18 protein-coding genes and 1 pseudogene are annotated in these 21,841 nt (G+C 58.9%); 1 reads left to right on the forward strand and 18 read right to left on the reverse strand.

Annotated features, from left to right (window positions below):
• Positions 1-189 precede the first annotated feature (189 nt).
• From AC0V8S_RS24405 to lysA, 13 genes and pseudogenes are all read right to left on the reverse strand, one after another.
• On the reverse strand, positions 190-1,257 hold the full coding sequence (locus tag AC0V8S_RS24405) for an ABC transporter ATP-binding protein (RefSeq protein ID WP_475433893.1): 1,068 nt from the start codon (positions 1,255-1,257) through the stop codon (positions 190-192).
• A gap of 16 nt (positions 1,258-1,273) precedes the next feature.
• Complete coding sequence (locus AC0V8S_RS24410; protein WP_475433894.1) at positions 1,274-3,043, reverse strand: ABC transporter permease subunit; 1,770 nt, start codon at positions 3,041-3,043, stop codon at positions 1,274-1,276.
• 538 nt (positions 3,044-3,581) lie between these two features.
• Positions 3,582-4,583: a succinylglutamate desuccinylase/aspartoacylase family protein gene (locus AC0V8S_RS24415; RefSeq protein ID WP_475433896.1), complete on the reverse strand. Its 1,002-nt coding sequence runs from the start codon at positions 4,581-4,583 to the stop codon at positions 3,582-3,584.
• 104 nt (positions 4,584-4,687) lie between these two features.
• On the reverse strand, positions 4,688-5,791 hold the full coding sequence (locus tag AC0V8S_RS24420; protein ID WP_475433897.1) for an ABC transporter substrate-binding protein: 1,104 nt from the start codon (positions 5,789-5,791) through the stop codon (positions 4,688-4,690).
• Between the two features lie 92 nt (positions 5,792-5,883).
• The gene (gene dapF / locus AC0V8S_RS24425) at positions 5,884-6,777 is read right to left on the reverse strand and encodes a diaminopimelate epimerase (protein WP_475433899.1); all 894 of its coding nucleotides are present in this window, start codon (positions 6,775-6,777) and stop codon (positions 5,884-5,886) included.
• 737 nt (positions 6,778-7,514) lie between these two features.
• Positions 7,515-8,072 (reverse strand): sarcosine oxidase subunit gamma, encoded by a 558-nt coding sequence (locus tag AC0V8S_RS24430; RefSeq protein WP_475433901.1) that lies wholly within the window; start codon positions 8,070-8,072, stop codon positions 7,515-7,517.
• Positions 8,065-10,997 (reverse strand): annotated as a pseudogene (locus AC0V8S_RS24435) (sarcosine oxidase subunit alpha family protein). The gene AC0V8S_RS24430 and the pseudogene AC0V8S_RS24435 overlap by 8 nt, the downstream one beginning before the upstream one ends.
• A complete protein-coding gene (locus AC0V8S_RS24440; protein WP_475433902.1) occupies positions 10,994-11,284 on the reverse strand; it encodes a sarcosine oxidase subunit delta in 291 nt (96 codons plus the stop codon). Before AC0V8S_RS24440 ends, AC0V8S_RS24435 begins: the two are co-directional and overlap by 4 nt.
• Before the next feature lie 10 nt (positions 11,285-11,294).
• Positions 11,295-12,545 carry a sarcosine oxidase subunit beta family protein gene (locus AC0V8S_RS24445; RefSeq protein ID WP_475433904.1) on the reverse strand — a complete coding sequence of 417 codons (1,251 nt, stop codon included), beginning with the start codon at positions 12,543-12,545 and terminating at the stop codon, positions 11,295-11,297.
• A 254-nt stretch (positions 12,546-12,799) separates the two neighbouring features.
• A complete protein-coding gene (locus AC0V8S_RS24450; protein WP_475433905.1) occupies positions 12,800-13,456 on the reverse strand; it encodes a M14 family metallopeptidase in 657 nt (218 codons plus the stop codon).
• Entirely contained in the window at positions 13,413-13,769 is a 357-nt protein-coding gene (locus tag AC0V8S_RS24455) for a M14 family metallopeptidase (protein ID WP_475433907.1), read from the reverse strand. Before AC0V8S_RS24455 ends, AC0V8S_RS24450 begins: the two co-directional genes overlap by 44 nt.
• A 95-nt stretch (positions 13,770-13,864) precedes the next feature.
• Positions 13,865-14,719 (reverse strand): diaminopimelate epimerase, encoded by an 855-nt coding sequence (dapF, locus tag AC0V8S_RS24460; protein ID WP_475433909.1) that lies wholly within the window; start codon positions 14,717-14,719, stop codon positions 13,865-13,867.
• Between the two features lie 49 nt (positions 14,720-14,768).
• Positions 14,769-16,124 (reverse strand): diaminopimelate decarboxylase, encoded by a 1,356-nt coding sequence (lysA, locus tag AC0V8S_RS24465; protein ID WP_475433911.1) that lies wholly within the window; start codon positions 16,122-16,124, stop codon positions 14,769-14,771.
• Positions 16,125-16,251: 127 nt separating this feature from the next.
• On the opposite strand from lysA, the gene AC0V8S_RS24470 reads away from it, so the two are divergent.
• Positions 16,252-17,172 carry a LysR family transcriptional regulator gene (locus AC0V8S_RS24470; RefSeq protein WP_475433912.1) on the forward strand — a complete coding sequence of 307 codons (921 nt, stop codon included), beginning with the start codon at positions 16,252-16,254 and terminating at the stop codon, positions 17,170-17,172.
• Positions 17,173-17,399: 227 nt separating this feature from the next.
• On the opposite strand, the gene AC0V8S_RS24475 is transcribed toward AC0V8S_RS24470, so the two are convergent.
• The 5 genes from AC0V8S_RS24475 to AC0V8S_RS24495 all read right to left on the reverse strand — a co-directional run bounded on the left by AC0V8S_RS24475 (position 17,400) and on the right by AC0V8S_RS24495 (position 21,761).
• Positions 17,400-18,266, reverse strand: coding sequence for an ABC transporter substrate-binding protein (locus tag AC0V8S_RS24475; protein ID WP_475433914.1), 867 nt, complete (start codon positions 18,264-18,266; stop codon positions 17,400-17,402).
• Positions 18,178-18,849, reverse strand: coding sequence for an ABC transporter substrate-binding protein (locus AC0V8S_RS24480; RefSeq protein WP_475433916.1), 672 nt, complete (start codon positions 18,847-18,849; stop codon positions 18,178-18,180). The genes AC0V8S_RS24475 and AC0V8S_RS24480 overlap by 89 nt, the downstream gene beginning before the upstream one ends.
• A 255-nt stretch (positions 18,850-19,104) precedes the next feature.
• On the reverse strand, positions 19,105-19,923 hold the full coding sequence (locus AC0V8S_RS24485) for an ABC transporter ATP-binding protein (RefSeq protein WP_475433917.1): 819 nt from the start codon (positions 19,921-19,923) through the stop codon (positions 19,105-19,107).
• A 45-nt stretch (positions 19,924-19,968) separates the two neighbouring features.
• Positions 19,969-20,958, reverse strand: a complete 990-nt coding sequence (locus tag AC0V8S_RS24490; RefSeq protein ID WP_475433919.1) for an ABC transporter ATP-binding protein — start codon at positions 20,956-20,958, stop codon at positions 19,969-19,971.
• Entirely contained in the window at positions 20,955-21,761 is an 807-nt protein-coding gene (locus AC0V8S_RS24495) for an ABC transporter permease (protein ID WP_475433920.1), read from the reverse strand. The genes AC0V8S_RS24490 and AC0V8S_RS24495 overlap by 4 nt, the downstream gene beginning before the upstream one ends.
• Positions 21,762-21,841: the final 80 nt, after the last annotated feature.

A 21,841-nucleotide genomic window follows, 5' to 3' on the forward strand; every position in this document is an offset into this window, starting at 1 on the left:
GGATACGAGAGAAGTTCAAACGGTCCAAGTGACCGCTCGGCCGGCCACCGGAGAATGGACGCCCTTTTGCGACAGCCGGAGCGGCGAAACTGGGGAATGTTACTTCGGCACTTTTGGAGACAGTTCGAGCGGCATTGACAAAATTTCTGTCGTCGAGATCGCCCAACGTCGGGGAGCTGCTGCGCCGCTTTAGTTTAACACGATGCAGTTTTGCGCATCCCAGGAAACGGTGACCGGCGTTCCGCCGGCGAGTTGGGTTTGCCCTCGATTCTGCTGCTTAACCGTGATGGTTTCATTGTCACACCGAACCGCATAGCGCGTCATTTCACCCAGAAACAGTGCATGCTCGACGACTCCAGCGAGGACATTCTGAGCGTTGGAGTTCGCGCCGCGTGGGCTGATATCAACATGCTCAGGCCGTACAAACAGCCATCCCGCGTCGCCTCGCAATTGCCCAGATAGGCGAGCGACGCCCGAGGCCTTGCCAATGGTCACCATGCCCGCGCCATTTTCGATACGGTCGACACGGCAGGGAAGAAGGTTGGACTCACCGACGAAGGACGCGACGAATCGGTCTTGCGGACTGTAGTAAAGGCTCCTGCTGTCGGCGACCTGGACAAGCCTGCCTTCATTGATGACTGCAACCCGGTCTGACATCGTAAGCGCTTCGTCCTGATCGTGGGTAACGAAGACGACCGTCATATTCAGTTCGTCCTGGATGCGCATGATCTCGATTTTCATATGTTCGCGAAGATTGCGGTCGAGAGCACCCAAGGGTTCGTCCATCAGCAGGATGCTCGGGTTGAAGACGACCGCACGTGCAAGGGCAATGCGCTGCTGCTGTCCGCCAGAAAGCTGATTGGGAAAGCGATCCCGGTACTCGACCATCTTGACCAGTTGCAAAGCGCGCAAGACTTTTTCTTCCGTTTCGGCGCGCCCAACCTTGCGGACCGTTAGGGGAAAGGCGACGTTGTCAGCCACTGTCATGTGAGGAAAGAGCGCATAGTTCTGGAACACCATCCCGATGCCACGTTCGTAAGGGGGCACGTCCACGATGGAGCGCGGACCGAGCAACATGTCGCCGCCACTCGGCGATTCGAAGCCGGCGATCATTTTGAGCGCGGTGGTCTTGCCGGAACCGGATGGACCAAGAAAGGTCAGGAATTCACCCGGTTCAACATAGAGGTCGAAGTCGCGCACGACGTGGAGCGCGCCATACCATTTCTGGATTTTCTTCATCTCAAGGCTGGTGGACATCATTGCTTCCTATCGTTCATTTGCTGGCACTGGTTGAGGTACGGTTTTCATGCCGTACCCTGATCCACTGAACGGTCAGGATCGATACAATTACGAGCGCGACGATGAAGGTCGAGGCCGTGCTGAGGAGCGGGTTAACCTGGAACTTGATATCACCCCAGAACTTCATCGGCAGCGTTGGCGTCTGTCGACCAAGCAGAAAGATGCTGACGAGCAGTTCATCGAATGAGGTCAGGAAAGCGAGGAGACCCGCTGTAATCAGCGCGGGCTTGAGGATCGGCAACGTTATCAGGCGGAGCACCTGCGCGGGACGCGCGCCGTGGACCGCTGCGGCCCTTTCAAGCGACTCGTCGAAACCGCGCAACGCGGCTGCCATGATCACGATGACATAGGGCACAGACAGAAGAACATGTCCAAGCACTAACCCAATGAAGCTGCCGAGCACGTGAATGCGAGCTTCGAAAACGTAGAGCGACGTCGCGACGATGACCACGGGTACCATGAGAGGAGACAGAGAGAACAGGAAAAGCGATCTCTTGAAGGGCAGCGTGGTGCGAACCAGCCAGAAAGCCCCCATGGTGCCGACGATCGTCGCGAGCAGCGCAGAGGTGAGCCCAAGCTTGGTGGAGAAGAGGAAGGATGCCTGCCAGTCCGTAGCGTTCGCCAACTTCTCCCACCACTGCAGCGAAAAGCCTGGAGGAGGAAAGACGACGAACGAGGACGAACTGAACGAAAGCACGACAATGACGATCAGGGGCGCCGTAAGAAACACTAGGACGACGATCGTATAGATCCAAAGCCACCGGGATTTGCGGGTGAGCAGTGGCTTTGTCATCACATGAATCAGAGTTTCGATAGCGACCAGGAGCGGGTTGGCAATCCTTCCCGCGCTTTTCAAGGCGCGGGACCTCGCGCCAGGTGGCCGGATCGACAGGGCGGCGATCGACGGAGACCAGATCATTTCAAGGGGAATGAAGAGGCTTGCGAGAAAAAGCGTGGCAATTGTCACTAGCAGGAGCAAGATCGACGACGCATAGCTGAGTTCGAAATTCAAGAGCGTCGTCATCTGCGTGACTATCAACTGTGATATCATCGTGTCGCTCGGCCCGCCAAGAAGCGCCGGCGTGATGTAGAAACCGATCGCCACGATGAAGATCAGGACTCCGGCGGAGAAGACGCCCGGAAGCGACATCGGGAAATACACTCGCAGGAACGCCTGGATCGGTTTCGCGCCAAGAATTTGCGCTGCACGGGCGAAATCGTGATCGATCCGCACCATCGATGAAAACATCGTGAAGATCGCCATCGGGATAAACACATGTGTCATGCCGATGACCACGGCAAATGTGGTATTGAGGAGCGGTAGCGGCTCGCTGACAATGCCAAGCCGGACCAGAGTGTTGTTGATAATCCCCTCGCGGCCGAGGATTATGATCCAAGCGTAGGTCCTGATAAGAAAGGCGGTGAACAGCGGGACGAGAATGAATACGGTCACAATCGATAATGTGCGCGGCCTGATCTTCGTCAAAAGATACGCAACCGGATAACCAGCAGCCAGTGACACGATTGTTACGATCAGCCCTATCTTCAAAGTATACAGCAGGATCCTTAGATTTGTCTCGTTGGAGATTATTCGCGCATAGTGCGCAAAGTTCAGCTTGGTACCTTCGACGCTACCCCATAGGATAAACGACAGCGGAATGACAAGGAAACCGATCAAAAGCACGGCAAGGGGAGCAGCAACGATGCTGCTCCGAACCCAGCGCTTTGCCAGGAAGATGTTCATGTGGCTTCGCCTCTTGTCCGCTGGTGATGCGGCCGAACCAGCGGTCATTCCTGTTGTCAACATCACACTCATACAAATGTCGCTCCGGGTTTTCATCCCATACAGCCAATAATTTTCCGGGATGGGCGGCCGGTAGAGAACTTTCTCTCGGAAAGCCTCAATGCGTCTTGCGTGTAGGATCGCCTCCTGTCGCACCAGGATTCCACCAGCGCCTCATCAAACCGATTGCATCTCGTCCCATCGTCGATTCACCCAGCCCCGGGCGCTCCTGGTACGGGCTTAACGACGGTCTTGAAGACACGCGCGATGTTGGACATCTCTTCGACAGTGAAGAGATGTCCCTCACTAGCGTGCCTGTTTCGCCTCGCCATCCGACAACGGCGCAAGGCCACCAGCCATGTGGACTGCCGCTGCTTGAAGTCCATGAACCGCAGCAGCACCCCGCTTACTACGACAGGGGCGCTACGCATTGTTGCAGTGCAACGTCATAGTTGGCACGACTATCGGCACCTTAGTCGGCGGTGGACGAAGTCCTGTTCTAAGTTACGATGATCGATTTTCCTCGATGCCTATCGCCCCAATAAACGAACCCTCTTTGATTGAGGGGTGCGTTACACGCCAGAGAACGAAGCCAGAACTCCGGCGCGCTAAGTTCGGCTAACTGCTCTCCAAACATATTGGTGATCGTGCCGAGACGCTGGCCCTTAGTCACCCGGTCACCGGGTTCCACCTCGGAGTGGAAGTCTCCCCCCGCTGGGCTATAGATCCACAGATAATCATCACAATGAACCCGAGCGTTTCGGGCTTCTGAAAGGGGTGTGCTGACGATGCCGAGAGTGCGTGCGACGTTCAGAACGCCCTCAACAAAGAAGGAAACCGTACCTTCGGTCGCCAGACCGTTTGCTCCAGCTTCCGGGAGCACGGAGAGTCGACCTTGGCGAGCGAAAGCCGAGGGAGAATATGTCCCTGGCTTGTCGATAAAGCGCGTCGGCAGAGCAAGAACAAACTCGGCGTCGAAGCACATCGCCATCTGCCGAGCCCGGACATTGAGCTGAGGGTCAGGCGCATGCTGAATGATCACGAACTTCGAGACGTTCTCTCGCAAGTTGCCCCCATGCATGTCTATGAGGCAATCTGCGCCGTCGCACCATTCGTTCATGATCGCATCGCAAAGGGCTTCGGAAAATGTTCCGTCCTTCCTGCCGGGAAAGGTGTGTTCGATATTTTTGCCGTCAAGCGGACAAACATAATCAGGGTACTCAAAGAGCCCCGGCTGGTTGATGAATGGAATAATGGAAACGCTGCCTGCCATAATCTCCGGGTCGAACGCTCTTTGAAGTCGTACGGCGGCTTCTATCGCTGACACCTCATTTGGGTGAATACCGGCGCATATGCAAAGGCGCGGACCGGGCCTTTTCCCACGGATTTCGCAAATCTCCCATTTGTAGCCTGCGAGGCGCGGACTTTCGAACCGTGCATAGCCGCGAAAAATCCCGGGCTCGCCGAATTCGCAGCTGTTGCTTAGCGCGGTGACTTCCATACTCTTTTCCTCTTATTTGCGAAGCGCGTCGCCGACCGACCTGAATTATGCCGTGGGCATAATCGCCGCTGCAGGCGTTTCCGATGCCTGCAGCGGCGAACCTATCACTGCGACAGCAGTGCAACGCAGCGTTCCATCGCAACTTCGTAGTTGGTGCGACCATCGGAGCCGGTTTTACCCCACCATGGATAGTTTTGGAAAACCTGCTGCTTAACAAGATCCGGCGCACCGGGCAGATTTTCGGCCAGCTGCTTGGGAAGGAGCTTGAACGCTTCTTGGTTGACCGGGCCGTATTGGATCGCCTCGGCAAAGACCGCCTGCGGTCCTGGGCGGGAGATATAGGCTAGGAACTTGAATGCGTTTTCCTTGTTGGGCGAGCCTTTCATGACCACCCAATAGTCATATTGAAGCAACGACTGTTCCCATGAAAACGCAACGGGCGCGCCTTGTTCCTTAGCGGCCGCCATTCGGCCGTTGTAACTGGAGGCCATGTCGGCCTCGCCGTCGATAAGGCTCTGGGGGCCATCGGCGCCAGCGACCAGCCAGCGACCCACATCTGGCATAAGCGCCTTGATCTTGCCAAAGGCCCGATCCATGTCGATCGGATAAACCTTGTCAACCGGTACGCCGTCGCCCATCAGCGCCCCTTCGAGTAGGCCTCCCTCAACCATCTTTTCGCATTTCGACAGTGCGCGCTTTCCCGGAAACTCCTTGACGTTATAGAAGTCGAGCCAGTTCTTTGGGTGCTTCCCATCCTCCGGAAACTTCTTGGTGTTGTAGCCGATAACGGCCGAATACGTAAAATTGCCGATGCCGAATTCGGTTCTCAGCGGCTCCGGTATGCTGGCCAGGGTCTCCTTGGCGAAGTAGCTGTAGTCTATCTTCTCAGCGCCGTTTTTGGCGATCCAACTCGCAAGCTGACCGCCAGCAAGATCGGCGATGTCGTTCGCGGGCTGGCCGAGTTGCACCGAGGCCAACAGCTTTGCGTGATCTTCCGCAACCAGCACAACTTTAATCCCGGTATCGCGTGTGAAGGGATCGAAAAATGCCTTCTTCTCGGCCGCTTCCAAGGTGCCCCCGCTCGATTCTATAACGACTTCCCCGGTACCTTTGAGGTTATCCGGGATGTCCTGCGACTGCGCTGCAAAGGGTAAGGCGGCCAATAGCAGCGCCGCATTGAATGCAAAATATCTGGTCGTTGCGCTCATAATCTCATTCCCCTGTTTTTGTGATATGGCTCCCATCGACTGTTATCAGTTCGCAGGTCTGAGCCATGACCCGCGGCGCATCCTGGATGTCGTTACTTGCCTCCTCTTATGAAACCGTGACAGCAAAACGCCACTGGTCCGGTCATGCGGACTTTGTCGCCGTCCAGCAGCTCGATGTCGAGCTTCCCGGCCGGAAGATGAACGGCGATTTTCCTGGAAGTGACGAGGCCTCGTCTAAGCGCCGCATAGGCGGCAACGCAGGCTCCGGTTCCGCATGCCTTGGTGAGCACGCCTGGTCGCTCCCAGACGACAAGTCGTAGGGTCTGTCCGTCGAGGACCTGGGCTGCGCCCACATTGGCACCTTCTGGAAAGAGAGGGGCGTTCTGCACCGCAGGCGCATAGCGGCCCATGTCGACGCTATCGAGTTGATCGACAAAGAAGACCGCATGCGGGTTGCCGATGAAGAGCGCGGCTCCATCAGCGAGCGGACCGCTTTCGATGGGCAGGTGGAGCGTATCAACCTCTCGCGACAATGGGATCTTGCGCCAATCCATGCTGATTGGTCCAAGCGTAACGCTGATCTCCATCGGCCCTGCCCGGCGGCAGAGGACAATGTCTCCCGCCAACTCCATCGCGAGCTCATCCTTGCCGGATTCTTCAAGCAGCAGATACGCCATGCAGCGAGTGGCGTTGCCGCATGCGCCAACTTCCCTGCCGTCGATGTTGAAAATCCTCATTGCCGCGTAGGCGCCAGCGCGCAGCCCCTCATCCGAGGCCGGTTCAATTGTCAGCAACTGCTCACCCCCAACGCCGATGTTCGTGCTGCAGATGCGCACTATGTCGTCGGTATCCAGGGCTTTGGTGCCGTCGCGCCGGTCGAGAATAACAAAGTAGTTCTCCAGACCGTGCATCTTGATGAATGGCCACTGCAGAGGCGATCCGATCGGGGAAGGGAGCGAGAGAAATTCGTGTGTATCATCGGTCAATCAGCCAACCTTCATGGCTAGCGCCCGCCGAAAGGGGAGCGCGAGGCAGTTGACACTGCGGTTCTTCCTTGAACGCAAGCTAGGAATTCCTGTTGCATCGCGGCTTGGGCCTCCCGTTTTCCAAGCAGAGAGTTCCATGGATCACTTAGTTTGGAAAATATAATTTCGCTGCCCTTTAATCCAATCTGGATATATGGAGACGCGCCTGTGCGAACCGGAGATGGTGTGCGATCTGCAAGGCCCGGTCAGTGGTTCGGGGACTGGTCGCGAGGTCGCCTGGTTGGTTCCTTAGACTTCAATTTAGAAGTCGTCTGCCCCGCGGCAGGGCGTTTCAGTGCGCGCTACCCGGCTGAATTGGCCGCAAGGATAACGCACTGGCCGCCTGCTGCAGCGGCCACATTCCACCGACCGCACCTTTCGATCGCTGCGCGTCTGCTGCTTGAGTGTCGGATGCTGTTGAGCGCATTGTTGGGCCAAGGCGGGAATGGCCGTGTGCTTCTTCGGGGAAGGAAGCTCATTCGCAAAAATTGCCGGCTGCCCATCGTCGAATGCTGGACCTTCTGGAGCCGGCCGTCAGAAGGATTTGTTCATCTCGATCTTTCATGTGCAGGGCCAGCCGGCACGGCCGAAAGCCACGGCCGGCCCTCTTGTTATCCTTAGGGCGTCTACAAGACCTGTGCACGTACAGGGCGATGACCCTGTTGGTGGGGCAAACAGACTCCGTGTGGTTGCAATAGCTATTCCTTCAGCCGCCTCGCCGCCGTTTCCAACGCATGCCAGAGCGATCCGGCGAACGACCGCGCGCCCAGCACAGCGACATGGTATTCGCTCCGGCGGATCACGTAACAGCTCATATGCTCAAGGCCGGTACGGGTCGCATGGCCCGAACCAAAGTCCGCGAGATTGATGTTGACGAGTTTCGACAACAATGCTTCGAGAGGCGCCTTCCCCGACCGCGAGACAATCTCGAACACGATCCAGCCATCGGTTTGCTCGGTTACTGTACAATCGGGCGAGGCCTCTTTCAGATCGGCAGCGAAATTCTCCTCGGCATGGCCCTCGGATTCGACCATCCATTGATCGGGGCCGACCCAGAAGGCCGCCACCCCCTGCCCTGCCACCCAGCGGCCTGGTTCTGGAAGATGAAGGCCGAAGGGCGCTGGTTCCGTGGCACCGTGGCGCAGCGCCAGAGAGGCAAGCGCCAGATCCGGATTCTCCCGGATGTCGAGTGCCGCAAAGGATACCAGACGGGGCTGTGCGGCGCCGAGCGCCGTTAAGGCGTTAAGGTCAGTCACGCAGACGTGCTCCTTCTGGATCGACGAAATGTGCCGGCACGATACGCAGCCGTTCGCTTTCGCCCTCGACCGGGTTCGCGGCGACGATTACCTCGCCAATGCGTTGGTCGCCGTTTTCCAGAAAGCCGAGCCCGATCATCGATCCGACATGCGGGCTGTAGCAGGCCGACGTGATCCAGCCCTGGTCGGTGTCGAGATTTTGCGCTGCGCCCTCGGTAAACAAATGTGACCCGGCAACAACCTTGCCTGCGCGCTCGACGGGCTGCAGACCCACAATTCGGCGGATATCACCCGCCAGCCCCTCACGTCGCGACATGACCGCGCCGATGGCATCCTTCTTCTGCGACACCATCTTGCCCAACCCAAGCATGGCGGCCGTGCTCTGGCCATTCAGTTCGGAACCACCGACGTGGCCCTTTTCGACCCGCAGCACGGATAGCGCTTCAACTCCGTAGGGCGTCACTCCTAGATCGGCTCCCATTTCCATCAGCCGCTCCATCAGCGCATGGCCGTAGCGGGCCGGCACCGCGATTTCGTAGGCGAGTTCGCCCGAGAAGGAGATCCGGAAGAGCCGTGCGCGCAACCCCCCGCAAACGGTCAGTTCCGCGCAGGCCATAAAGGGGAAGGCGTCGTTCGACAGGTCGAACCCATCCACGATACGGGCAAGCAGGGCGCGCGATTTTGGTCCGGCGACGGCGATCTGCGCCCAGGCGTCCGTCGTGGAGATGATCTGCACGTCGAGTTCTGGCCAGAGGCATTGCCGCGCAAACTCCATGTTGCGGTAGACCAGCCCGGCGTTGGCGGTTGTCGTGGTGACCACATAGTGATCCTCGGCCAGCCGGGCGCACGTGCCGTCGTCAAAGGCAAAGCCATCTTCGCGCAGCATCAGCCCGTAGCGAACCCGACCGACCTTTAGCGTGTCCATCACATTGCTGTAGAGCCGGTTGAGAAATTCGCCTGCGTCTGCGCCTTGCACGTCGACCTTGCCGAGTGTCGAGACGTCGCACAAGCCCACCGCGCTGCGCACGGCCTCGGTCTCACGATCCACGCATTGGCGCCAATGCGTTTCGCCGCGGCGGGGGAATATTCGGCCCGCATCCACAGACCGGACTCAACAAATACTGCACCTTGCGCTTCAGCCCAACCGTGTGTTGGCGGCAGGCGGCGCGGCTGGAAATGCGGGCCTATATCGCCGCCGCCCAGGACCGAGATTGTCACTGGAGTGTAGGGCGGGCGGAAAATCGTTGTTCCGTTTCCGGGATTGTTCTCCCGGCGAGCTCCGCCATCACGGCAAGCCCGGTCACGTTTGAGGTTTTGCCCTGGTCCGTCGCCATGCCCAGGGTCGTGTAACGTTTCAAATGCTCTACCGGCCGCATGTTCTCGGCATGGGCGATCTTGATGTCTTTCACCGTCACGTCGTTCTGGAAATCGACCCAGGCGCGCTTTTTGCCCGGTACGTGGAAAATGGGCGCGACCCCGTAGCCGGACTCCTCCGACTGCGGCAGAACCGGCGGCGCTGCCGCAATTGCGAGTTCGTTCAACGCGCGCAGAGCCGCGTCGGCGCCGGAACGGAGTGTCTGGGCAGTCGAAAAATGTCCGGCCACCGCACCCGCCGTAAGCGATCCCGCCGGACCATCAGCGCCCGGCAGGAACGCCTGCAGCGCTTCATTCCAAACGGGCCGACCGCGATGATGGGAGGTCAGATGCACATTCGGGTTCCAGCCGCCCGAAACACCCCAGCGAACCGCACTCGATCCATTCGCGGCTGCCGCCCGTGGAAACCTCGATTGCTGTGAGGCCCAGTCGCCCGCGCGAACCGGTCACCATGCCACCGGCGATCACGCGATAATCGCCCCCGGCTCTGGCCTCGCGACGCGCGTCGATAACGGCCGCAACATGGACGCCCTTGCCGGCGAGGTCGCGGGCAGTGCGATGACCGTCATCGTTGTTGGTGAAGACCGCGATCGTCTTGGACGGGCACGCCGCCCAGCGATTAGCATAAGCCCGCAACGCGCCCGCCAACATGATCCCCGGTCGGTCATTATCGGCAAAGGCGATGGGTCGTTCGGTGGCACCCACCGCCAATATCGCGCGTCTGGCAGTGATGCGCCACAGCGTTTGACGGACCCTGTCCCCCGGCTCCGGAAGGTGATCGGAAACCCGTTCCACGGCACCGTAGATCCCGTGATCATAGACTCCGAACACTGTGGTGCGGCGCATCACACGAATGTTCGGCAGCCTCTCAAATTTAGCCTCCAACGCGGAGATCCATTCGGTAGCCGGCGCCCCGTCCAGCGCTTCCGTCTCGGCCAGGAGTCTGCCGCCCAAACGGAAATCCTCATCTGCCAGGATCACGCGTGCACCGGAGCGCGCCGCTGTGAGTGCCGCCGCAAGTCCGGCCGGGCCCCCGCCGATGACCAAGAGGTCGCAATGTAAGAACCCCTTGTCATAAGCATCGGGATCGGCCTGCATTGACAAGCTTCCGAGGCCTGCCGCCTTGCGGATCGCAGGCTCGTAAAGCTTCTCCCAGAAGGCTTTCGGCCACATAAAGGTCTTGTAATAGAATCCGGCGGTCAAGAACGGCGACAGCAAATCATTGACCGCCAAGGCATCGAAGCCGAGCGAGGGCCAACGATTTTGGCTTCGCGCCACAAGCCCTTCGAACAACTCCGCGACGGTGGCGCGCGTATTCGGCTCCTGACGAGCGCCCGAGCGCAGCTCAACCAAGGCGTTCGGCTCCTCGGAACCGGCCGATAGTAAACCGCGCGGACGATGATATTTGAAGCTACGGCCCATCAGGCGCACGCCATTTGCCAGAAGCGCCGAGGCAAGCGTGTCACCCGGATGGCCCTGGTATCGCTTGCCGTCGAAGGTAAAGTTCAGGGTTTGCGAGCGGTTGACCAGCCCGCCGGACAACCGGGTCATTGACCGCTCCTTTTGCGCGCCAGCGCGACATCGCGTGCCAATTCGGCGCCGAGGATTTCGTGCGTTACTGTGTTGCGCGTAACCAACAGCCATGACCGATCGCCCTGCTCATGGAACCACAGCTCACGGTGCACGCCCGCCGGGTTGTCGCGCAGGAAGACATATTCACAGAAGGCTGCCTCGGCATTGGGGCTGGTTGGGTCGGGACGGTCCAGAAGCCGTACATCACCGAGATAAGTGAATTCTCGCGCATCGCGCGAGCCCAGAATGGGATGGGGAATTAGCATTCGGTTGACCTCAATGCAGGTTGGGCTGGGCCCCGGTGCCGGTTTCGTCAATTACATACCCGCGGGAGAACCGATCGAGCCGGTAAGCGCGCGCAGTCTCGTGGGGAGATCCGGTGGCAAGCAGATGGGCAAAGGCAAAGCCGCTCGCAGGCGTCGCCTTGAAGCCACCAATGCACCAGCCGCCGTTGAAAAAGAGGCCTTCGACGTTCGTGCGGTCGATGATCGGTGAGCCGTCCATCGACATATCCATCAGACCGCCCCACATGCGCAGGAGGCGGGCACGCCCGATCATTGGCATCAGCGCCAGGCCGCATTCGGCAGCATGCTCAACCACAGGCAGGTTGCCCCGCTGCGCATAAGAATTGTAGCCGTCGATGTCACCGCCGAAGACAAGGCCGCCCTTGTCTGACTGGCTGATGTAGAAATGTCCCGCCCCGAAGGTGATGACGCCTGGAAGTATGGGCTTTAAGCCTTCCGAGACGTAGGCCTGCAAAACATGGCTCTCCATTGGAAGCCGCATCCCCGCCATCGCCATGACGCGGCCCGAAGAGCCCGCAACTGCAACGCCGACCTTGCCAGCACCGATATAGCCGCGCGAGGTCTCGACACCGCGGATTTTGCCATCAACAATCCGGAAACCTGTCACCTCGCAGTTCTGAATCAGGTCCACGCCATGGCTATCTGCGCCACGAGCGTATCCCCACGCGACACCATCATGACGCGCCGTGCCCCCCCGCGGCTGCAGCAAACCGCCGCGGATCGGAAAGCGCGCATTGTCGAAATTCAGAAAAGGAACCATCACGCGCAAATCTTCACGGCTCAATAGACGCGCGTCAGCTCCGGCGAGTATCACTGCGTTTGCACGGCGTCGAAATGAATCGCGCTGCGAATCCGAGTGGAGAAGGTTGATGACTCCGCGTTGAGAAACCATCGCGTTGAAGTTGAGTTCCTGCTCCAGTCCTTCCCATAGCTTCATCGAAAATTCGTAGAATGGCTGGTTGCCCGCAAGGAGGTAGTTTGAACGGATAATGGTTGTGTTGCGGCCAATATTCCCCGATCCCAACCAGCCCTTCTCCAGCACAGCGACACGGGACTGCCGGAACGTCTTGGCCAGATAGTAAGCGGTCGCCAAACCGTGGCCGCCTCCGCCGACGACGACATAGTCATAGTCTGATTCGGGCTCCGGATTGCGCCAAAGCGGGCGCCATCCGGTGTTCCCTTTGAGCGCTTCGGCAAATACGCGGAAGCCTGAGAATTTCATTTCCTAAAGTCCTTTTTCGAAAGCGCTTCGAATTGGTCACAGTCAAGCGAACGAGGGGCCTAATCAGCGTTAGAGGCAGGCCGACCGCTCATTCCTGGCTTCTCGTCGGCCTTACGTTCTTCTCAAGCCGATTGAGTTGCGTGCTGGCTATGCCGGGCGTGCCGAATGAGCCGCCGTTCTGTCGCCGGGCACCCAGATATCCGCCAACAAAGGTGCCGAGTTCCAGCGAGCAACTGAAAGCAATCCTGAAGTGTTCATGATACTGGTGAAACCGATGTTTCCTCGACTGCGACCGCTCCTATGGGCGATCCTTTTGGAATCGTCGGATGCGTCATGCGCCACAGGAGAAAACCTGTCTCCGGTGCGGCGACTTCTGCCAGCGTCTCGCCGAAGAGATTGCTGATCGTACCGAGGCGTTGGCCCTTGGTAACCCGATCACCCGGCTCGGCCTCGGCGTGGAACTCGCCATCCACGGGGCAGTCAAGCCAGAGGTACTCATCACATGGAACTCGTGCGTTCAGGAATGGTGCGAGGGGCGCATCGATGATTCCGAGAGTGCGGGCTATGTTGAGCACTCCTTCGAGGTGGAAGGAGATCGAACCCTCATCCAGAAGCCCATTCGCTCCTGCTTCCGACATCAAGGCCAGCCGGTTGTGACGAGCAAAACCCGTCGGAGCGCGACCCGACTTTTCCATATGTGCAGGAGGTAGACCTATGACTATCTCGGCGTCGAAGCACATCGCCATACGCCTTCCGGCAGCGTCGAGTTCGACATTGCGAGTGCGCTGGAAGATCGAAAACTTTGAGACGTTCTCTCGCAGGTCGCCCCCGTGCATATCGACGTAGCAATCAGCGTCTACGCACCATTCATTCATGATTGAAATCGCATAGCGCTTCCGAAAAAGTTCCATCCCTGTTTCCGGGGAAAGTGAAATTGATATTTCGGCCATCAATCGGACAGACTAGTTCAGTATATTTGTAGAACGCCGGCTGGTTGATCAAAGGAATAATGGAGACGGAGCCCTGGATCGTCTCCGGATCGATCATCCGCTGCAAGCGAACAGCAGCTTCGATGCTGGATACCTCGTTGACGTGAACTCCGGCGGATACACATAGCCGCCGGACCAGGCTTCCTGCCGCGGATCTCACAAAGTGGCCAGCTGTAGTCCGCCAGATGAGGATTGTCGAAACGCAAATGCCCTCGGAAAATGCCAGGTTGCCCATAGGCGCAGCTATCGTTTGAAGGGTTAATTTCCATTGTCTTATCTTCCAGTGCTCGCGCTTTTCTGGCCGGGTCCTTCTGCACATACGACGCTGGCCTATGAGATCTTGGCTACGGCTTTCTTGCCCGCCTCGAGAAAACCATGACAGCAGAACGCAACTGGTCCGGTCATACGGACCCTGTCGCCATCCAGAAGTTCGATATCGAGCTTCCCGGCCGGAAGATGGACGGCGATTTTCTTCGATGTGACAAGGCCTCGTTTAAGCGCCGCATAAGCGGCAACGCAGGCGCCGGTGCCACATGCCCTGGTTATTATGCCTTGCCGCTCCCAGACCTCGAGCCGAAGGGTCTGTCCGTCGAGAACCTGAGCAGCGCCCACGTTGGCTCCCTCTGGGAAGAGAGGATCATTATGCACCGCGGGCGCATAGCGGCCCATGTCGACGCTATCGAGCTGATCGACAAAGAAGACTGCATGCGGGTTGCCGATATAGAGACCGACCCCATCTGCGAGCGGACCGCTTTCGGTAGGCAGGTGGAGCGTATCAACCTCCCGCGATAAAGGAATCTTGCGCCAATCCATACTGATCGGTCCGAGCGTGACGCTGACCTCCATCGGCCCTGCCCTGCGGCAGTGGACGACGCCCCCTGCCAACTCCATCACCACCTCATCCTTGCCGGATTCCTCGAGCAGCAAATATGCCATGCAGCGCGTGGCGTTGCCGCATGCCCCAACTTCCTTGCCGTCGATGTTGAATATCCGCATTGCCGCATAGGCGCCGGCGCGCAGACCCTGGTCCGACGCCCGTTCAATTGTCAGCAGCTGCTCGCCGCCAACGCCGACGTTGGTGCTGCATATACGCACAATGTCATCATCATCTAGAGGCTTGCTGCCGTCTCGACGGTCGAGAATAACAAAGTAGTTTCCAGACCGTGCATCTTGATGAATGGCCACTGGAGCGGCAACTCAACCGGAGAAGGTAGTGAGAGAAGATCCGTATGCTTCATATCTCTTTCCATTCGTGTCGGAGATCTGTCGCCGATCGGACGCAAGATCCTTGCCACTCTGTCTCTTTCTCGAGCGTCAGCAAGGCTTCGGTGGTCTGCCTACGCCGGATCACGCGGAACCGATCCCCGTCGACAAGGACTTCAGCTGCTAGGTCGCGCGCATTGTAGGTCGATGCCATCGAGGCGCCGTACGCGCCGGCGCACCCAAAGGCGAGACGGTCCCCGGATCGCAACAGAGGCAGATCTTCATAGGTGCCGAAGATATCCGAACTCTCGCAAACGGGACCGGCAATCTGATAGCTGTGCGAGCCTTGCCGAACCTCGTTCAGAGGAAAAACTGGATGAACGGCCCCATACATCGCAGGTCGCATAAGATCGTTCATGCCCGCGTCGACAATGGCGGTAAGCCGGTCAGCGGTCTTTTTTATGTAAAGCACTTCGGCCACCAGAATCCCGGCCGGCCCCACCAACCAACGTCCCGGTTCGACAGTCAACTCGCAATCGAGACCGCTAACCGTTTCGCGCACGATCGTGGCGTACTCGCCCAAGTCCGGACTGCGGCCTTGATCGTACGGGATGCCTATGCCGCCACCCAGATCAAGGCGGCGAACGGGCATGCCTTGCGAACGCAGCAATCTTGCAAGGTTAGCAATGCGAGAATAGGCCGCGCGATACGGCGAAAGATCAAGAATCTGCGATCCGATATGCACGGCAAGGCCTACCGGATCGAGCTCTGGCGCAGCTAAGGCTTTGGCATAAAGAGCCGGTATGTCTTCGAAAGGGATTCCGAACTTGTCATGCTTCTTGCCTGTGCTGATTTTGGCATGCGTCCCGGCGTCCACATCAGGATTCACCCGCAGTGCAACCGGCGCCCGCACGTCCAGCGCCCCCGCCACGTCAATGACAGCGTCGAGTTCGGCTTCAGATTCGACGTTGATCTGGTGGATACCAACCTCCAGTGCACTGGCGATCTCGGAGCGCTTCTTGCCGACGCCAGAGAAGATAATCTTCGATCCGGGGACACCCGCCGATACCGCGCGCTCCAGTTCGCCGCCCGACACGATGTCCATGCCGCTTCCTAAAGCAGCCAACAGTCCGAGAACGGACAGGTTTCCATTTGCCTTCACCGCGAAACAGACTGAGGCGCCAACAGGCTTAAGCGCGGCGCTCAGGGTAAGGTATGCCGTTCTTATCGCGTCGGAAGAGTAGCAATAGAACGGTGTGGGAACTGCCGTAGCGATTGTGTCAATGCAAACGCGCTCCATGTGAAGGGCTCTATTGCGATAGGCCAGCTGTTCCGAGCCGGTCCCCGCTCCTGCTGCTCCAACCATTGCCATGGCATGTTCAGCCATCCGGGATCCTGTCAATTTGCGCTTGATGCTTTGCATTCTCGGCAAGATGATTGCAGAAAACCCTTGGCCAGAAAAATAGATTGTCATAGGGGTCTAATTTAGTTTTGATATATGGGGGAGCGGCAGCGTGCGTCTCAATCAGCGCCAGATAGAAATCTTCAACGCCATCATGGTGCATAAGAGCGTGACGGCCGCGGCGGCCGTTTTGAGAACGTCCCAGCCAACCGTTAGTCGCGAGTTGCGCGAACTTGAGAAGCAAATAGGTTTCGATCTGTTCAACCGGTTCGGCAAGCGCCTAACGCCGACAAACCAGGCGCAACTGCTGCATTCGGCTGTCGCACGATCATTTGTTGGGATGGAAGAAATCAGCCGGGTGGCCACAGCGATCAAAGGACGCAACGCTGCGCACCTCAGAATCGCCTGCCTCCCCGCTTACGCGGAGGCGCTTTTGCCCGATGTGGCACACCGCTTTTTGAAGACCCGTCCCCACGTACATCTTTTGGTGCATTCCCTGGGCGAAGTAGCGCTCCGGCATGACATGACGACGCAATTGTTCGACATCGGTCTGACTGAAGGGAATTACGACTACGACGAGGCAACAACAGAAAACATTGATGTCGGTGAACTCCTCTGCGTTCTTCCCGCGGGACATCGTTTGGCGGCAAAGGCAGTTATTGATCCCCAGGATTTCGAGGGAGTCGACTTCGTCTATTACTCCGACGATGATCCTTACAGGCACCAACTAGACGATGTCTTTGATGCTGCAGGCGTCGCGCGCCACTACACTGTTGAAACGACCACTGCCACCGGGCTTTGCTCAATGGTGGCCGCTGGAGTGGGCGTTTCGATTGTGAATCCGTTTACTGCCGCGCACTACGCTAAGAGAGGCATCGTCCTGCGCAAGCTGAGCGTTCGTGTGCCCTACCATGTGTACCTGTGGAGACCCGCAAAGGGACTTCGCTCTGCGCAAGCGGATCAGTTTGTTCGAGTGTTGCGCCAGGTTACGGAAGAGATGAAGCAGGGATTCAAGGTTCTATTGGCAGATTGAGCGAGACACCTCACAGGACACCCCTCCCGCCCGATAGCTCGGACGGGAGCCTGTGCAAAATTCGGGCGAGATCCCCGAGAAGGTTCCACGGGACCGGCACCGTGACCGGCCACGGCTGCCGCAGACCCTACGCCGCTCAGATCGCCAACTTTCGGCGCCCTGCCACTCGAGGCGGCAACAAGGCCGTCTAACTCGCAACTTCGGCCAGACGACCCCGTAATCCCGTATTAGTTGACATAGTATAAGTATGTAGAACCGGTATGAAAGCGTTCCGACGGGACTCGGCTCGCCGAGATGACAGCATACTCTACGGTGGGGATATACGGCAGATCCTTTTCGAACAGGGCGTTTACCTTATCGGCCGCCTGGTGCCGCGAGGTCCCTGTTGCAACGCCCAACTGGCGAATGAGTTGCTTCATCTCGGGACTTGAATATCCCGTGTGGCCGGGCCCAAGCACCCAGTCGCTGCTGGTGTACAAGTCCGGACTATCACTGAATTCGTAAGAACCTGTCACATAGATGTCGAAATTTCCGTCCTCACTCCACTGCAGCGTCGTGGCTGAATCGGCCATCACGATGTCGGCCTGGATGCCGATCGCCTTCAGGTTTTGTTGCACCACAATCGCGGTGGCACCATCTTCCTCGCTATCGCTACCGACAATGAGCCGCAGTTGGCATCCATTCGCGCACTGGGTGCCGGCCAGCAGCTCCCTTGCTCGCTGGATATTGGCATCCGCCGACAGGAATGGGACGTAGTACTTCGAGGCGCTTGCAAATAGGCCGAGCGCGGGCTGATTCCGACCTGCATTTGCGACCTGGTTGATCTGATTGCGATCGATCGCCACCGCGATCGCCTGCCGGATGCGCGTATCGCTGAGCATGCTATTGTCGCGGTTGTTCAGGTGCAAGAAGTGTGTCCCAATGACGTTGCGAGCCGTGCGGACCTCGACTGGAGGGGAAAGCCTGCCGACCTGTTTGGCCGAGATTACATCGGCGAAGTCGATCTCACCGGCTTGCACCTGCGCGATGCGCGCCGCGGTGTCGACGATCTTCTTGAAGACAAGAAGTCTTGGTCGACGGCTGCGATCCTGCAAAGTTCGGGTTCGCCTGCAAGGTAATCTGATCCTGGGCGAAGGACTGAACTTGGAACTGTCCCGCGGCCGGCAGTGGGTCGCCCTTATAAAGGTCTTTACCCTTCGCCTCGATGGCTTTCGAGGGTAGGATTGCCGACGTCGAGTAGGCAAGGATGAATGGCAGAGAAGCATAGGGCTGTTTGAGGTAGAAGATGACAGTGAGGTTGTCGGTGGCAGTGACCTTGCTGATCGGCGCGAATGCATAGGTCGCCCAGGTCGTCTGGTCATTGATGTAGTGCTCGAACGATGCCTCAACGTCGGCTGCGGTGAGTGCGCTGCCATCGGAGAACTTCAGGCCCGGCTTGAGTTTGACAATATACCGATCATCACCTTCCGGCGTCACCGACTCTGCGAGTCCCATACGAACGTTATTGCCGTCTTGGTCTAGAACGGTGAGCGTCCCTGAGATGAGCTGCATGATGCCAATCTGAGTCCCGGAGCTGTTCTGGCCCGGGTCGAGCGTCGTCGGAATGAGTGGTACGCCAATCCTTAGCGTGTCAGTGCCACTTTCTGTGGCCCCGGACGAACCGCTGTAGGCGGTCACAGCTAGGGCAATCCCGAGCACTACGAGCCATCCGGTCCCCTTATGTATCATCCACATGTTTCCTTACCTCCTATTCTAGACTTGACGTGTTTCGGTCGTTCCCGGACCGCAGTGAGGTGTGTCATTTGTTTCATCTGGTGAGCATGTTCGACTCCTTTTCACAGGGTTCCACCTGCAGTGCCGTCGCAACAATATGCGGTGAGGCACTCGGACGGCGTAGGCTGGGCAGTCGCACATGGCCCTGCCCCCGAGGCTTTAGAGGATTGAGGCGATCAAGCTTCGGGTATACGGGTGGGTCGGCGACTGGAGGAGGTCGACAGTGGGGCCTTCTTCGACGATGACCCCCTTCTCCATCACAATCGCCCTGTCGGTCAGGTAGCTGACGACGTTGAGATCGTGGGAGATCAGCACCAGGGCAACACCTTGTTCGTGGCGGAGGTCTTGCAGTAGGTTGAGGATCTGGGCCTGCACGGAGACGTCCAGAGCAGAAGTTGGTTCGTCGGCGACGATCACCGTCGGGTTCGCTGCGAGTGCCCGTGCGATCCCGATCCGCTGGCATTGTCCTCCACTCAGGTCACCGGGGCGTTTATCGAGAGCGGCACCTCTGATCCCCACACGCTCAAGCAGATTCCGGGCATGTCCGGCCGCATCTGCTTTGGTGGCGCCGCCACAGCACTGGTAGACCTCGGCAACCGTGCTCAGGGCCGAAAGCCGCGGGTTGAGCGCGCTATATGGATTCTGAAACACCATCTGCACGGCGCGCCGCAACGGATCGCGGCGGCGAACCGTACTCCACGGGCGTCCACGAACCGTCACAGTCCCGGAAGTGGCAAGCAGCGTGCCGACGAGCAGGCTGGCCAAGGTGGTTTTGCCGGAACCGCTCTCACCAACGATGCCTATCGCTGCCCCTTCAGGGATAGTCAGGGTGACATTCTTGACGACAGCCGGACCCATACCGTAGGCGAACGTGACATCGGAAGCCACCAGAGCTGCCTGTGGCGATGGCTCGCTGATATGACCACCTTCCTGTTTCGTCGCGACCTCTCCAATCAGGCTCTTCGTAGTCGACGCCATAACGGAACTCTCAGAACTCAGCGGGTGATTTTGGTGGGAGGGGTCTCATACGCTTGCGCCTACTCGATCGCCCTTCGTGAGTTCGTGAACGCGGCTGCAGGCCACGACATGATGGGCTCCGATGGTTTCCAGTGCCGGGACTGCGGTATCGCACTGACGCAGCGCGTGTGGACAACGAGGTGCGAAGCGGCAACCACTCGGCCACGCATCTGGGGTGGCTGGGATGCCTGGGATTCCGATCAGGCGTTCCGCGCGCCCAATCACTGGGCGGGCTCGGAGCAACGCCTGGGTGTAAGGGTGCCTTGGATGCCGCAGTACAGTGTCAGTGGTTCCGTGCTCGACGACCATCCCGCCGTACATCACGGCGACGGATTGCGTCGCCGCTTTGACGACACCCAGATCGTGGCTGACCAAGATGAGGGCCATGTTCTCCTCGTGGTTTAGCCGGCGCAGGAGCTCGAGGATTTCCTTCTGGACGGACACATCCAGCGCGGTTGTCGGTTCGTCGGCGATCAACAGTTGGGGACGGCCGGCTATCGCCAAAGCAATCATGACTCGTTGCCGCATGCCGCCCGACAACTGGTGCGGATACTGGTGAAGGACCCATTCGGGGTCGCGCAGCCCGACCCGACCGAGAAGCTCTGTCGCACGTACCTTGGGTGTACTGCCGCCGTCGGCATCGAGTGCCTTGATGGTTTCCGTCAGGTGGGTGCCGATGCGCATTAGCGGGTTCAGCGCCGACAGTGAGTTTTGCGGCATCAGTGTAACGACCCGGCCGTACAGCCCCGCCTCGGCGTGCGCCCTCGGCGATGTAACGTTCCTGCCGGCGAGAGACACGGTGCCGCGGCTGATGCGTCCACCGAGCACGCCCAGCGATCCCGCGAACGCGCGGCAGGTAAGGCTCTTGCCCGAACCCGTCTCGCCGACGATCCCTACTGAGTCTCCCTTGCCGATCTTGAGATCAACATGAGAGACCAGCTCACGGCCGTCGATCTCGATTGCGAGGTTCGAAGCATCCAGCAGCGTCTCGGTCATAGCAACCTAGCCCTTCGTACGTTGGAGGCGAGGGCGTCGACCACCAGCATTACCCCGAAGCCGAGAATCATCACCACGCCTACGGTGGTCAGCGAAATCCACCAGGCATCTCCCAGGTAGCCGCGACCCTCGTACATGATGCTGCCCCATTCCGGGGTCGGTGGCTGGATACCGGCGCCCAGAAACGGCAAGGCGGCAATGAGGGACACCATGGAAAGCGCATCGGCAACCGCGTAAGTTACCGTGGTGGGCCACACCGATGGCAGCAGGTGATGTGCCACGATCCGAGCATGGGAGAAGCCGAGTAGTCGGGCGGCCGCAACGTAATCTTCCTCTCTGAGGACGTGTGTCCGGGTGCGGGCGAGGCGCGCGTAGATCGTCCAATTCACGGTCCACACGGCCGCCAGGATCGAGGCGCCGCCCGCCGGCAGCGGCCAGACCCGCGTGCTCGGGCCGGTAATGAGTACGATGACGAGGACCAGGATAACGAAGGGAAACGCGATCACACCGTCGGTGAGCCGCATGACAACCGCATCTACTGCTCGGCGGCGGGACGCGCCAACCAACGTGCCAATCACGGTCCCGAACACCAGCGGGACTATTACACCGAGCCCCGCGAGCGCGATGTCGATGCGACCGGCGGTGAACACGCGGATGTAAACATCGCGGCCCACCGAGTCGGTACCGAACGGATGTTCAAACGATGGCGCCTGCAGCGGAGCGGCGACCAGGGCGTTCGGATCCGTGCTATCCACCATTGGGATCACCAAACACGCGAGCACCACAGCAAAGATCAGGCCCACTCCAATGAGCAACTCGACTCGGCGTGGCCGTGATGGCCGGCGAGCGGAGACCCGAGCGGCACCTATGACTTCAGCACTTT

The organism is Mesorhizobium oxytropidicola (assembly GCF_056174625.1).